Source organism: Thermoactinomyces sp. CICC 23799, from assembly GCF_016055145.1.
Lineage (GTDB): Bacteria > Bacillota > Bacilli > Thermoactinomycetales > Thermoactinomycetaceae > Thermoactinomyces > Thermoactinomyces intermedius.
In genome coordinates this window covers 72190-86513 of record NZ_JAECVV010000001.1, presented here as the reverse complement: position 1 = coordinate 86513, position 14324 = coordinate 72190, and the positions used below count along the sequence as shown (strand labels likewise).

General features: G+C 49.1%; 12 protein-coding genes and 1 other annotated feature. Of the genes, 2 read left to right on the top strand and 10 right to left on the bottom strand.

Features of this window, described 5'->3' with window-relative positions; genetic code table 11:
* Positions 1–37 precede the first annotated feature (37 nt).
* Entirely contained in the window at positions 38–1294 is a 1257-nt protein-coding gene (tyrS, locus tag I8U21_RS00475; RefSeq protein ID WP_198053034.1) for a tyrosine--tRNA ligase, read from the bottom strand.
* 58 nt (positions 1295–1352) lie between these two features.
* Positions 1353–1558: a binding site (T-box leader), on the bottom strand.
* 61 nt (positions 1559–1619) lie between these two features.
* Here tyrS and I8U21_RS00470 point away from each other — a divergent pair.
* Complete coding sequence (locus I8U21_RS00470) at positions 1620–3980, top strand: transglycosylase domain-containing protein (protein WP_198053033.1); 2361 nt, start codon at positions 1620–1622, stop codon at positions 3978–3980.
* Positions 3981–4199: 219 nt separating this feature from the next.
* Positions 4200–6410, top strand: a complete 2211-nt coding sequence (locus I8U21_RS00465) for a transglycosylase domain-containing protein (RefSeq protein WP_181731127.1) — start codon at positions 4200–4202, stop codon at positions 6408–6410.
* 23 nt (positions 6411–6433) lie between these two features.
* On the opposite strand, the gene acsA is transcribed toward I8U21_RS00465, so the two are convergent.
* The 9 genes from acsA to I8U21_RS00420 all read right to left on the bottom strand — a co-directional run bounded on the left by acsA (position 6434) and on the right by I8U21_RS00420 (position 14311).
* The gene (acsA, locus tag I8U21_RS00460; RefSeq protein ID WP_198053032.1) at positions 6434–8152 is read right to left on the bottom strand and encodes an acetate--CoA ligase; all 1719 of its coding nucleotides are present in this window, start codon (positions 8150–8152) and stop codon (positions 6434–6436) included.
* 118 nt (positions 8153–8270) lie between these two features.
* A complete protein-coding gene (locus tag I8U21_RS00455) occupies positions 8271–8426 on the bottom strand; it encodes a DUF1540 domain-containing protein (protein ID WP_181731128.1) in 156 nt (51 codons plus the stop codon).
* Between the two features lie 105 nt (positions 8427–8531).
* Positions 8532–9245 (bottom strand): 5'-methylthioadenosine/adenosylhomocysteine nucleosidase, encoded by a 714-nt coding sequence (locus I8U21_RS00450; protein ID WP_181731129.1) that lies wholly within the window; start codon positions 9243–9245, stop codon positions 8532–8534.
* A 14-nt stretch (positions 9246–9259) separates the two neighbouring features.
* Positions 9260–10300 (bottom strand): catabolite control protein A, encoded by a 1041-nt coding sequence (gene ccpA / locus I8U21_RS00445; RefSeq protein WP_181731130.1) that lies wholly within the window; start codon positions 10298–10300, stop codon positions 9260–9262.
* A gap of 72 nt (positions 10301–10372) precedes the next feature.
* Complete coding sequence (locus I8U21_RS00440; protein ID WP_181731131.1) at positions 10373–11644, bottom strand: hypothetical protein; 1272 nt, start codon at positions 11642–11644, stop codon at positions 10373–10375.
* Between the two features lie 187 nt (positions 11645–11831).
* Positions 11832–12923: a bifunctional 3-deoxy-7-phosphoheptulonate synthase/chorismate mutase gene (locus tag I8U21_RS00435; protein ID WP_181731132.1), complete on the bottom strand. Its 1092-nt coding sequence runs from the start codon at positions 12921–12923 to the stop codon at positions 11832–11834.
* A gap of 253 nt (positions 12924–13176) precedes the next feature.
* The gene (ytxJ, locus tag I8U21_RS00430; RefSeq protein WP_181731133.1) at positions 13177–13521 is read right to left on the bottom strand and encodes a bacillithiol system redox-active protein YtxJ; all 345 of its coding nucleotides are present in this window, start codon (positions 13519–13521) and stop codon (positions 13177–13179) included.
* 75 nt (positions 13522–13596) lie between these two features.
* Entirely contained in the window at positions 13597–13899 is a 303-nt protein-coding gene (locus I8U21_RS00425; protein ID WP_181731134.1) for a YtxH domain-containing protein, read from the bottom strand.
* Positions 13886–14311 (bottom strand): DUF948 domain-containing protein, encoded by a 426-nt coding sequence (locus I8U21_RS00420; RefSeq protein ID WP_198053031.1) that lies wholly within the window; start codon positions 14309–14311, stop codon positions 13886–13888. Before I8U21_RS00420 ends, I8U21_RS00425 begins: the two co-directional genes overlap by 14 nt.
* Positions 14312–14324 lie beyond the last annotated feature (13 nt).

The window sequence follows — 14324 nt, the reverse complement described above, 5'->3', positions numbered from 1 at the left end:
AAAAACCGGCAGAGCAGGCATCCCCTGCTCTGTCGGTTCAATTTCGTTTTACCTTTGCAAATTTCCGCTTTCCGACTTGGATAACCATGCCGTCTTCCACTTGAATTTGTGCTTGGATGTCGGTGACTTTTTCCTGGTTGATCCGGACACCGCCCTGTTGAATCATCCTGCGCCCTTCCCCGTTACTTGCCACCAAACCCAGCTTGGACAAGAGGGCAACCACCCAGATCTTTCCTTCTTCCAAATCTTCTTCGACCAAGGCCACTTCCGGAATCTCGTCCGGTAACGATCCCTTTTGGAAGACGGTTTGGAAATGCTTTTGGGCTTCATCCGCCGCCTCTTTTCCGTGATACATCCGCACCAAGGTATGCGCCAGACGCATTTTTGCATCCCGGGGATGCATTTTTCCTTGCTCCAGCTCTTGCTTTAAATTCTCCAGCTCATCCAAGGTCAGATCGGTCACCAGCTCAAAATACTTGAGCATCAATTCGTCCGGAATGGACATGGTTTTTCCATACATGTTATTCGGCTCTTCATCGACACCGATGTAGTTGCCCAAGCTTTTGCTCATTTTCTTCACGCCGTCCAGCCCTTCCAGGATCGGCATGGTCAAAATCACTTGTTCTTCCAGGCCGTATTCTTTTTGCAACTGGCGCCCCATCAATAAGTTAAATGTCTGGTCCGTCCCCCCGATCTCAATGTCACTTTTGAGCACCACCGAATCGTACCCTTGCATCAGGGGATAGAAAAACTCATGAATGCTGATGGCCTGGCCCCTTTCGTAACGTTTGGAAAAATCATCCCGTTCCAACATGCGGGCCACGGTGCATTTTGAAGCCAGATGGGTCACATCGGCAAAGGTCAGCGGACTTAACCAGTGGCTGTTGAAATAAACTTCGGTTTTTTCCCGGTCCAACACTTTAAACAATTGGTCCGTATAAGTTTTCGCATTTTCTTTCACTTCTTCTTCGGACAACTGTTTCCGGGTTTGCGATTTTCCGGTCGGGTCCCCGATTTGTGCGGTAAAATCCCCGATCACCAGCTGAACCTGATGTCCCAACTCCTGAAATTCGCGCAGTTTATGAAAGACGACCGTATGCCCGATATGCAGATCCGGGGCGGTCGGGTCCAAACCCAGTTTGATTTTCAGCGGGCGGTTTTCTTCGACCGCGCGGGCCAATTTCTCCCGCAAATCTTCCAATGGCAAAATTTCGGCTGCCCCGCGCCGGATCACTCTCAGTTGTTGTTCCGTTTTTTCCATGGTTTCGGCGGACCATTCTCTTTTTACTGACATACCTGTTCCCTCCCTAAGTAAAATAAAAATAGGTCATAAAAAAACTCCATCCCTCATCAAAAGGGACGGAGATTGATTCCGCGGTACCACCCTCATTGGAAACAGGACGTTTCCCACTCATTTCGATAACGGACCCTGTCGTCCGTGCGCATGACACGCAAGCTCCCAAGTGTAATTCACCGCCAGGTTCCTGCCGGTTCACAGCAACCACCGGCTCTCTGAAAGGAATGGTCTGGCGACTACTCGCTTGTTCACAGCTTTTTACACGTTATAATAACCAGATTATGCTATAATATTACCCTAGAATGAGGAGGGTATCAAGTGAATGAAAAGTAGATCAGCCCGATTTACAAAAAAACGAAAGCATCAACCGGTGATCAACACGGTGAAACCTGTCCTTTACGGGCTTGTTGCTTTCGTGCTGATCGCCGCTTTTTTTGCGGTCGGCACTGGTGCGGGCATTGTATCCGCCATGGTGAAAGATGAACCGGTGAGAGATAAAGAAGATTTTGAAAAAGCATTAAACAGCTTGTTTGAAAACAGTTATGCCTATTTCGCCAACAAAGATGACAACGGAAATCCCATTCGCATCGGAGCCTTCCGGAATGAAGGGGATGTACGGAAACTCATCAAGTCGGTAAACGATGTCAGCCCTTACCTGATCGATGCTTTTATATCCGTCGAAGACCGCGATTTTTACAAACATCACGGGATTGTTCCCCGTTCGATCCTGCGGGCGGCTTACCAGCAGATCACCCATGCGGACGTGACCACCGGCGGAAGCACGATCACCCAGCAATTGGTGCGGCGGGTCATCTTGGAGAATTTCGAAAAAGACCTGGCGCGAAAATCCAAAGAAATCGTTTTGTCCATCCGGCTTGACTCCTTGTTGGAGAAAGACCAGATTCTCGTTTATTACATGAACAGCGTCTATTTCGGCAAAGGAGCCAACAATCAAAACCTGTACGGTGTACAGGCTGCAGCCAACGGCATTTTCGGCGTGGATGTCAAAGACCTGAACCTCGCCCAGTCCGCCTATCTTGCCGGGATGGTTCAACGACCGAATGCATACAATCCATTCGGCGAGTCGGATAATCTCCGCCGCGGTTTGGACCGGATGAGACTGGTGCTGTCGGAAATGCTGGAGAACGAAAAGATCACGGAAGAACAATATCAGGAAGCGTTGAAGTTTGACATCAAGGGTTCCCTGGCCAAACCCAATCCGGACGCCAACGGCTATGCCAATTATCCGTTTATCATGTATGCGCTTGAAAAAGAAGCGGCCGAAATCCTGATGAAAAAAGACGGCCTGGATATCGAAAAACTGAGCCAGGAAGGCAAATACCGCGTCACCTTGCAAAAATACATCGAGCGGATCCGGACACAGGGATACCATGTGTACAGCACCATCGACAAAAACATGTATGATGCCGTCAACAAGGAAGCCACCAAACATCTCACCTTCCACACGCGCAAATACGGTGAGTTTGAAGACCATGAACAATTGGGCGCGGTCCTCATGGACAACCGCACGGGAGCTGTTCTTTCCTTTGTCTCCTCGTCCGATCGCGAGGGCAATCAAAAAGACCATGCTTTTGACGCTTTAAACCAACCCGGCTCCTCCATCAAGCCGTTAATCGTTTACGGACCGGCCATTGAACAAAAAGTGGTTTCCCCCGACACCAAAGTTCTGGATGAAAAACTGGCCCGGGGAGACGGTTCCGGCTATTATCAAAACGCGAACCAAAAATATCACGGACCGGTGACCGTCCGGGAAGCTTTAAAATGGTCCTACAACATTCCGGCCATCAAAGTGTTCAACCACTTGGGCCATGACACCGGCTTCGAGTATCTGCGCAAGCTGAAAATCCCGCCGCATCCAAACGACGGGGAATCGGCCGCCATCGGGGGACAGACCAAAGGTTATTCCGTGGCCAGAATGACAGCGGCTTATGCCACGTTTGGAAACCAAGGGAAATACAATGATCCCTACATGGTGGAAAAAATCACCAATGCGGACGGGGAAGTCATCTATGAACACGAAAACAAACCGGAAACGGTCTTCTCACCGCAAACCGCCTATCAAGTGACGGACATGCTTCGCGAAGTCGTCAAAGGAGGAACCGGTGTATATATCGGAAGCCGCATAAACGGCTTTGACATTGCCGGAAAAACCGGAACCACTTCCGACGACCGGGACCTCTGGTTTATCGGTTACACTCCGCAAATCACCCTGGGGGTTTGGAGCGGATACGATTACAACTTCCCGATGAGCCATAATGACAAATTCTCCAAACAAGCCTGGGTCAATATTTTTAAAGCCGCTCAAAAAGCAGCGCCTCAATACTTTGACAAAAATGCGCGCTTTGAAAACCCCGGCGGACTTTTCCACGGCGTTTCGTGCCTGGAATGCGACCGCATTAACAAACATCAGGAAGACAAAGAAAAAAAAGACAAACAAAAAGATCCGACAACCGGCAAACCGACGGATGATCCTTCACAAGGAAATCCGGATGATGGCACGAAGCCGCCCGACATCGTCCGTCCGCCGGATGACGAACCGTCGGATGGCGGCGGCGGAGACGATCCCAATCCTCCCGATGATCCCGGGAGGGAACCGGATCATCAGGACGGAAACCAGCCCGATCATCCCGGACGCCCACCGGGACAAAGGAATGAAAACTGAACACTCTGTTTCGAAAATCCCCTGATCTTTTAAAAAAGATCAGGGGATTTTTTCAGTCAAAAATCCATGAAAATATTGTCAAAAATTATATATGACTAGCAAGATCATGCTCTATGTTATAATAGGTCTCGTCAACATGGAGGGAGGGGATTGATGCATCATCATGAAACCATCTAACCATCCCGACGAGAGCGAACAAAAAGTGGGGAAAGAAGAAAAATGAACAACAAGATCAAGCGTATTTTACTCGGCTGTTTATCAGTCATCCTGATTCTCTCTGTAGGAATATTCGGGGCCGGAGCAGGCGTTGTTTCTGCTTTTGCCAAAAATGAAACGATCCGGACCAAAGAGTCTTACGAAAAAGAATTGACCGGTTGGTCGCAAACCAGTTACGCTTATTTCCGTTCAGAAGAGCCGATCGGGCGCATGATCGCACAAACGGACCGGAAACTGATCAAAAACATGGATGAAGTGAGCCCGTATGTTGTGGATGCCCTGATCGCCACTGAAGACAGGGATTTCTACGATCATAACGGGATTGTCCCCCGCTCGATTTTACGCGCTGTCTGGCAGCAAATCAGCAACAGCGGCGTGGAAACCGGGGGAAGTACGCTTACCCAGCAATTGGTGAAAAATGAGATTTTGGACAACACCAAAAAAACGTATGAGCGCAAAGTCTTGGAAATCATCAATGCCGTGCGTTTGGAACGGTTTTACAACAAAGATGAGATTTTTGTAAAATATTTAAATAGTGTTGAATTCGGCCCCGGTGCTCACGGCACCCGGATGGTTGGTTTTGCCTCCGCCGCACGCGGGCTTTTTAATAAAGACATCAAAGAATTGTCCATTGCAGAAGCGGCTTATCTGGCAGGAATGGTGCAACGCCCCTACGACTACAATCCCTTTTTTGGAAACACCGAACAAGAGCAAAACAAGCATTTCCAAAAAGGGTTAAAACGGATGAAATATGTATTGGGGAAAATGCTTGAAACCGGCAAAATCTCGCAAGCGGAATACAATCAAGCCGTCAAATACGACATCAAAGCCCATCTTGCCAAGTCATCGGATTTTCCAAATGCATACGCAGAATATCCGTACATCATCACTTCCGTTGAACGGGAAGCCGCACAAGTGTTAAAAGAACTGGATCGGAAAAAAGGCAATAAAGTTCAGTCGGATAAAAACTACATCGATCAAGTTCGTCAAGGCGGATACAAAATTTACACAACGATTGACAAAAACATGTACAATGCAGTGAACGACGCTGTTTCCAAAATGCACATTCCTTCAAAAAACGGCCACAGCGAACAAATCGGTGCAACCATTATCGACAACAAAACCGGAGCCATTCTGGCTTTTGTTGGTGGCACCAGTTTTGAGAAATCGAACATCAACTATGCACTGAACGCAACCAACCAGCCGGGATCCACCATCAAACCGTTGCTGGTATACGGTCCGGCCATGAATGAAGGAATCATTTCACCCAACTCCATCATTATTGACGAACCGATCAAAAAAGCAGGAAGCTCTGACAACTACGTCAATGCGAACGGAAAATATTCCGGTCCCGTGACGGCCACGGTTGCCTTGCAAAACTCGCTCAACATTCCGGCCGTGAAAATTTTCCGCGAACTGGGAATCAAAAAAGGCTTTAAATACTTACGCAAGATGGACATGCCGCCCACCAAATACGATGGTGAAGCTTCCGCGTTGGGAGGCATGCGTGCAGGGTACACCGTTGCCGAGATGACAGCCGGCTTTGCCATGATTGCCAATAACGGAAAACATAACAAACCCCATTTGATCCAAAAAATCGTCGATTCCAATGGGGATGTGATTTACGAGTTTGAAAAACACCATCAGCCAAAAACCATTTTGAAACCGTCCGTTTCCTATGAATTAACCAAAATGCTGCAAAAAGTGGTGACGGATGGAACCGGTCGCTATATCGGCTCCAGCCTGCCAGGGTTCACCATTGCCGGTAAGACCGGAACGACATCCAATTATTTTGACCTGTGGTTCATTGGCTATACTCCGGAAATTTCCCTCGGGGTCTGGTCCGGTTATTCGGATGCAAACCGTCCGGCCGACAAAGATCTTTCCAAAATTGCATGGGTCAAAATCTTTAAAGCGGCTCAGCAAGCAAGTCCGGATCTGATCAAACAAGGAAGCCAGTTTGAAAATCCGGGCGGACAAGTAAAGGACCAATGCTTTGAATGTCATAAGGTCCCGCAACAACCGCAACAGCCGGCACAACCGGGGAACAACCCGGCGCAACCCGGTCAACAACCGGATAACCCGGGACAGCAACCGGCACCTCCGCAACAACCGCAGCAGCCGGCACAGCCCCAACCGGGAGCGGAGCAACCGCAACAAGCCAATACGTTCCTGCGTTATTTCGCACCGGAAAAAGAAAAAGACGCCACCTGAAAGTGGCGTCTTTTTTTTATCGATTAATCTTCCATGGTGGACAAATCACCGGTCGGCAACCCCAGTTCCCAAGCTTTTAAGACGCGGCGCATGATTTTCCCGCTGCGGGTCTTGGGCAATTTGTCTTTAAATTCAATTTCCCGCGGTGCGGCATGAGCCGCCAATCCCTTTTTCACAAACAAACGGATCTCTTCTTTTAACTCATCGGAAGGTTCATAGCCGTCACGAAGCGAGATGAAAGCTTTGATAATTTGTCCCCGCACCGGATCCGGTTTCCCGATGACCCCCGCTTCCGCCACCGCCGGATGCTCGACCAGTTTGCTTTCCACTTCAAACGGGCCTACGCGTTCCCCGGAGGTATTGATCACATCATCCAGACGGCCTTGGAACCAGAAATAACCTTCCTCGTCCTTGTATGCCGTGTCTCCCGATGTATACCAGCCGGGAATTTTGAAATATTCATTGTATTTTTCGGGGTTTTTCCAAATCTGCCTCATCATGGACGGCCATGGTGTTTTGATGGAGAGATTCCCCATCTGATAAGGCGGCAACTCATTTCCGTCGTCATCCAAAATAGCCGCTTTCACCCCCGGGATCGGTTTTCCCATGGACCCGGGTTTGATCTCCATTTGCGGGAAGTTAGCAATCAGAATCCCGCCGGTTTCCGTCATCCACCAATTGTCATGGATGCGTTTGTTATATACTTTTAAGCCCCAGCGAACCACTTCCGGATTGAGCGGTTCCCCCACGCTCAGGATATGCCGGACTGAAGAAAGATCATACCGTTTGACCACTTCTTCCCCAGCTCCCATCAACATCCTGAAGGCGGTCGGCGCGCTGTACCAAACCGTTACTTTATATTTTTCAAGAGTTTGGTACCAGTCATCCGGCGAAAACCGTCCTCCGCGAATCACATTGGTCACTCCGTTCAACCAGGGAGCAAAAATCCCGTAACAAGTTCCGGTCACCCAACCCGGATCCGCTGTGCACCAATAAATGTCATTTTCCTGCAGATCGAGAACCCACTTCCCGGTTTGATAATGCTGAATCATGGCATTATGCACATGGAGAACCCCTTTGGGCTTTCCTGTGGACCCGGAAGTATAATGCATCAGCATGGGATCTTCCCGATCAACCCATTCCATTTCCAATTCCGTCGATGCCTGCGACATCTCTTTTTCAAAGGAATACACACCCTCGGCGGTGTTTTCTTCCCCATCGACCAGGATCACATATTTTAAATTTGGCAACTCTTCTCTCGGCACACGTTCCAAAAGACTTTTCGTTGTCACCAGAGCCACCGCTTCGCTGTCTAGCAGGCGGTCTTTCACCGCATCTTCCATGAATGCTTCAAACAAAGGGCCTGCAATTGCACCAATTTTGATAATTCCCAAAAAACTGACGTAAAGTTCGGGGGTCCGGGGCATAAAAATAAAAACGCGATCACCCTTTACAACGCCCAGCTTTCTCAGGACATTGCCAAATTGGTTCGACTTTTGCTTCAACTCGTCAAAGGTATATTTCTCGTCCCGCTTGGCATCACTATAATACAAGGCGATTTTGTCTTTTTTCCCCTCATCGACATGGCGGTCAATTGCTTCATAAGCTGCGTTGACTTTTCCCGTTTTGGCCCACGTGAACTGCTGTTCCACTTCTTCCCAGCGAAAGCTCTTGTAAGTGTTTTCATAATCTTGCAGATTATTCCCTGTTGTTTTCACTGCAATGGTCTCATCATGTCTCATAAGAAGAGATGCCCCCTTTAAAATAAAGGTTTCACTTTTCAGTATTATAACATAATTCGAATCAAATTCAAATTTTAGACACAAAAGAAGAAGAGTAAAAACTCTTCTTCCCCTTACATCAGTGTGCAGGTTTAAATGTTTTGCAGTCGGTTTCTTTGGTGTCTTCCGCTTCTTCCCCTTTGTGGCTCACAACATAAATTTCCTCGGCACTGCACAAGTTTCCTTGTTGCCAGTAGGTGCAGTTTTTCACTTCGCACAATACATCGCGTGCCATCTTTCACATCCCTCCTTTGCTCTACGATTATTCTCTCTCATGCCCTCCTTTTTTACACTGTCAGATTCATGAAAAAAACGCCTCGCCTTTTCAGGCTGGCGTTTTTCATGACCGGTTCCCGTTGCGCAAGGAAAGCATGCGGCAAACCATTTCACTGGAGCGCTTGGCCGCCAACTGCGTAAACTCCGCGAAATTCACATTGGCCGAATGGTCTGCCCGGTCGGACATGGAACGGATCACCACATAGGGTATGCCGGCCAGATGGGCGACATGGGCGACCGCCGCACCTTCCATTTCCACACAAGTTCCTTCCATCTGTTCCCGCAATTCCTTGACTTTTCCAAGATCAGAAATAAATTGGTCACCGGACAAAACTTTACCTTGTACGACTTGAACCCCTTCCAGCGTTTCCCCGGCTTTGACCGCCCATTCGATCCATCCGGGATCGGCCGGGTATACCGACACTTCCTGAAAGGGAATGGTTCCTTTGGCAAATCCCAACGCACTGGCATCCACATCATGCTCCTGGCATTCGGTGGAAACGACAATATCCCCGATTTCCAACTTGGGGTCCAAAGCTCCGGCCACGCCGGTAAACACGATCGCCTGCACTTGAAAACGATCAATCAACACCTGCGTGCACAAAGCGGCGTTCACTTTGCCGACGCCCGATTTACAAAGCACCACGGAGGTGCCCTCGAGCCGGCCTTCATAATAAGTGATTTGATAATGGGTATGAGACCGTACATCCGCCATCAAACGGAGCAGAGAGGCAATTTCTTCGTCCATTGCCCCGATAATTCCAATCTTTTTTTTCATCCGTTTCTCCTCGCTTATTCTTTTTCTTCTTCCCACTCTTTTAACCGGGTGGATTCCCGCAATTGAATGTCATACGGCAAATAAACCTGACCGGTCTCCACTTGCTCTTCATTCATGTATTTCGTAAGCAACCGCATGGCCACCGCACCGATGTCATACATCGGAACCCCGACGCTACTTAAAAGCGGGCGGACTTGGGAAGCCAGCGGAATGTTTTCAAAACCGATGACCGATAAATCTTTCGGAACGTCACGCCCCATATCCAATGCCGCATGAAGGGCACCCACGGCCATTTCATCGCTGGCGGCAAAGACAGCGGTGATTTCCGGACGGTTTTCCAAGAGTTCTTTCATCGCTTTGTAACCGGAACGGTAGCGATAATCCCCCAAACGGATCAGTTCTTCCTCAAAAGCGATATCCATCTCTTTCAATGCTTCTTTGTAACCGAGATAACGCGGATAGCCGTTGACCGAATCCGTCAGCGGGCCGCCGATGAACCCGACATGTTGATGTCCCTCATGCCCCAGGATCAGGGTTGCCTCTTTGGATGCCTGAATCTGGTCAATCGTGACATATGGCAGTTCTTTTTTCTCATCGCGGCTCGCCGCAAGGACAACGGGCACCGGTGTGGCCGAGAAAATTTCCCGGTGTGCTTCGGTGATTTCCCCGCCCAAAAACAGCAGGCCGTCGACTTGTTTTTCCAGCAGTGTTTCAATTAACTGCAATTCCCTGTCCTTTTGCAAATCCGAATTGCTCAAAATAATGTTGTAATGATACATCGTGGCAATATCTTCGATGCCCCGGGTCAGTTCGGCATAAAAAGCGTTGGAAATATCCGGGATCACCACACCGACGGTGGTGGTTCTTTTGCTTGCCAGCCCGCGCGCCACCGCATTGGGCCGATACCCGAGCCGGCGGATGACATCCAACACTTTCTTTCTGGTTGCCGGTTTGACATTGGGGTTTCCATTGACAACACGGGATACGGTCGCCATGGAAACGCCCGCTTCATGAGCAACGTCATAAATCGTGATTGTCTCTTTTTTCTTACCCATACTACTCCACATCCATTTTCTAATTTTTTTCAAAAACCATCTCTTCTTATGCATTTTTTAGTTTTTACCAGGTTACTTCTTTCCATCCTGAAGCTGTGACATTAATTGTAGCACATATGGCAAGGTGTCTCCCATAATACTGGTCCATGCTTCCGGGGATCCCCGGTTGATCCAGACAATCGGCTGGCGTGGCGCCAGAGCCCGGTACAGCTTTTTCGTCGAAATCAATCTTGGAACCATGGGCGGCAAGTTCGGGTTTTTTTCACGGGCTTCTTGGATCAAGCGCTCGGCGTGTTCAGCTGAAGTGAAAAAGTCCACAATCGGGCTTTGATCCTGTCCGGCCAAAATCACCATATTTCCGTCCGGATCCACCACAACCCAAATTCTGCGCAACTCCGCCATCGCCCGGCAAACTTCCCAGCCGTTTCCCATTCCCTGTCCTTCAATTGTGGCCCTCTCCAACTTTTTCAAGCCCATCGCCACATCCGGATCGACCGGCTTCCGGGGAACCGGCTCCGGACTCACGGGTTGGGGTTGCACACGTTCCGGCTCCTGATTCGAAGTTGCGGTTTCCCGGGACGGGTTGCTGACAGGTTCGGGAGATTGCGGCAGTGGTTCGGGCAGTTGGTTGGCCGCCGGCACCTGTTCGGGCAATTCGGCGGTTTGGGCTTGTTCAGGCAACTTCTGACGGCGTCCGGAAAAAATCACTGCTGCATGTTCCGGCGATAACAACCCCTGCTCCGGCAAACCAAAATGGAAATAAGGAGCTGCCGCCCCCAATTCACGGCAACGCTCTTCAATTTTTTCCCACGAATGCTGTACGGCCTGTCCTCCCGACCTTTGCGTGGCATATTGTGCATCTTGTTCACTTACATAAACCGCCACGGAATATTGCCCCTTTTGGTACTCCACCAATAACAGTTGATCGTCCAGGGTCGGCACCCAGGGGCCCGGCATCTCTTTAAACTGTTCAACCGCATATGCATAAATCAACTTCTGCACATGCGGCTTGATCAAAAACAGAGGCGAATCCTGCCCCGGATTGAGAATCACCCCGTCCGCTTGCGACCGGTAGGCTTTTAGCAAAAACGTCAGCGCCGGTTCACTCACAACCTGCAGATGCTGAGGCTGATCCACCCGGATCACTCCCGCCGATTCAGGATCCGTAAAAGCTGCAATATAGTCACTGTTTTGATTCCCCTTGGACAATAAAGGATTTCTCTCCGATCCCACCGTCTGGTAAACAATCGTCCAGTCAGACAAGTTTTTCACCAACAGATGAAACAGTTCTTCCAGACTCATCTGATTCCTGTCCACTCTCACCAAATATTCCCTGACATCCAACAAACGTTCCTCCCCCTGTAACACAGTTCTTCTTTATTATAAGGGATGTGATCCGGTCCGACATATTTGATCAGCATCCTCGTCTTTTAAAGGTTCATTTCCTCCACCATGATCATCATATCAAAAAATTGCACGAAAAAAAGCGGACAGACTGTGAAGCCGGTCCGCTTTTTTAACGCCGTCCCGCTTATGTTGCCGAAACCAACTGGCCTTCCAACAATCCGGAACTTTTAAGCTCGCCCATAAACGATTCAAATTGAGGGATGTTGATCTGCTGTTTGGCATCCGACAACGCCACATCCGGATTGGGGTGCACTTCCAGCATGACACCGTCTGCCCCCGCAGCAAGAGCCGCTTTGGCACAGGGAACCAAAATGTCCCGCCTTCCTGTAGAGTGAGTGACATCCACAATCACCGGCAAATGCGATTCATTTTTCAGAATCGGAACAGCTGAAATATCCAATGTGTTTCGTGTCCATTTTTCATAGGTCCTGATTCCCCGTTCACACAACATCACCTGATCATTTCCGCGGGAAACGATATATTCGGCCGCAAACAAAAACTCCTCCATTGTTGCGGACAATCCCCTTTTCAACAACACCGGGGTTTTGACCGAGCCGGCCGCTTTCAAAAGCTCAAAGTTTTGCATATTGCGCGCGCCGATTTGGATCACGTCCACATATTGCTCGGCCATTTCAATATCCACGGGACTTACGATTTCGCTGATCACCTTCAACCCGTATTCATCCGCTGCCTGCCTTAAGATTTTCAAGCCTTCTTCGCCCAACCCCTGGAAGTCGTAAGGCGATGTCCGGGGTTTGAAAGCGCCGCCCCGCATCAACTTGACGCCCTGTTCTTTCAAAGCTTTGGCCACGGCAAAAACCTGTTCCTCCGACTCAACAGAACAAGGTCCGGCGATCACTTGCCGTTTGGGACCGCCAACCGTCACCCCGTCAAAATCCAACACCGTATCCGTTTCTTTTCTTTTCCGGCTCACCAACAATTCTTTCTTCTGGTTGTCTTGTTGCAAATCCAGACATGCCTTAAAGATTTGCTTGAACAGATAGCGGATGGTGTCATCCGAAAAAGGCCCGGGGTTTTGTTTCACCAAGGTGTTCAGCATGTTTTTTTCGCGTTCGGGGTCAAACTTGTTGATCCCTTGTTTTTTCTTCACTTCGCCAATTTGCTTGGCGATTTGGGCACGCTCGCTTAACAAGTCCAATAATTTCAAATTGATTTCATCCAGTTGTTTTCTTAACGCTTGCAGTTGATCACTCACTCGTCTGTCTCCTCTCTACTCATCCTAAAAATAATTTTTGATATTATAACGAAAAATGCCTGAATTGTCACCCGTTAATTTGAAACCGGAGTGTTTCTTCCCGCTCCCGCAATCCACGGGTTTTTGCTGTTTCTTCCGGCATGCCCGGTTCCCGGCTCATTTCCGGATCGCGCCTCCCTGAAATTGGCGAAGGATGATGATTGATCCGGCTTTAACGGGCTTGCCACATGGTTTCCCGGCCGGATCCCGCTCATCAACGGGGTTCGCTGACCGCTCGGCCGATCTTTTCCGCTGTGATATTCGAATGGGATGTGTACCAAACCACTTTTCCTTCTTTGATCCACATCACTTGCGGGGATTCATGCCGGATGCCAAACCTTTCTGAAACGGTGTTGGAAACGTCCCGTTGTTCAATCACATGGACGACCGCCGCCGGCACCCGCCGGCCTGCATCCGTGTTTAAAAACCGTTGAAATTCATCAAACGCTTGTGCACTGACAGGACACCGGGTGCTGTGTTTAAACAACAATAACTTGTCATTGCCGGCCAAAAATTCTTCCATTTGCTCCCGGCTTTCAATCAAAACATAAGGTTTCAATGGAACGGCCTCCTTTGACTCTTTCCTTTTGAAAAAAGAGCCAACAACGGATTTTGTTGGCTCAAGCAGATCGTTTTATGATGGAGAAACTTCTCCGGTCTTTTGCTCTTCTTTGGTTTCTTCCTGTTTTTTCGGCGCGGGCAGTTCCATCCATCCTTCATACGAATCTTCTTTTTCCGTGTCCTTGTAAACGGGATCGACCGGTTCATTGACGAGGGAATAATAAAATTCCTTTCCTTTTTCCTTGGTCAATTCCAGATTTTTTTCCAATTCCTCACGCATTTCCTTCCCGTTGCGCGGGGTGGTCAAAACGGCAACCGCCGCTCCGACCACAGCACCAATAAAAGCTCCTGCAACAAAGTATTTACACTTCGCCACGGATTTTCACTCCTTTGCTTTGCTCGGTTTTTCGATCCTGTTTCCAGCGCTTGGCCAGTTCAATTCCGGTCCCGATGACACTGATCAAATTTCCGTACCGGGATTGATGGGCTTTGATTTGCTGATCCACCCGGACAGAGATCTGCTCCATGGTTTTTCCCCATTCATCCAGCGCATGAAATAACGATTCGGTTTTCTCCGTCTTCTTGCGGACCTCTTCCACCAAGCCCCTGGTTTCTTTGACCGTTAAATGCGTTTCGTCAATGGTGGCCGTCACCTGACCTTTGACTTCATTCAAGGTGGTTTGCACAGTTTCAATGGTTTGGGTGATTTTGATCAAAAAACGAACGGCAAAAATGACCAGGACGACGATTGCCACTGCCATCACTGCCACACTGATTTCAAGAATCACTCCGTCAGCACCT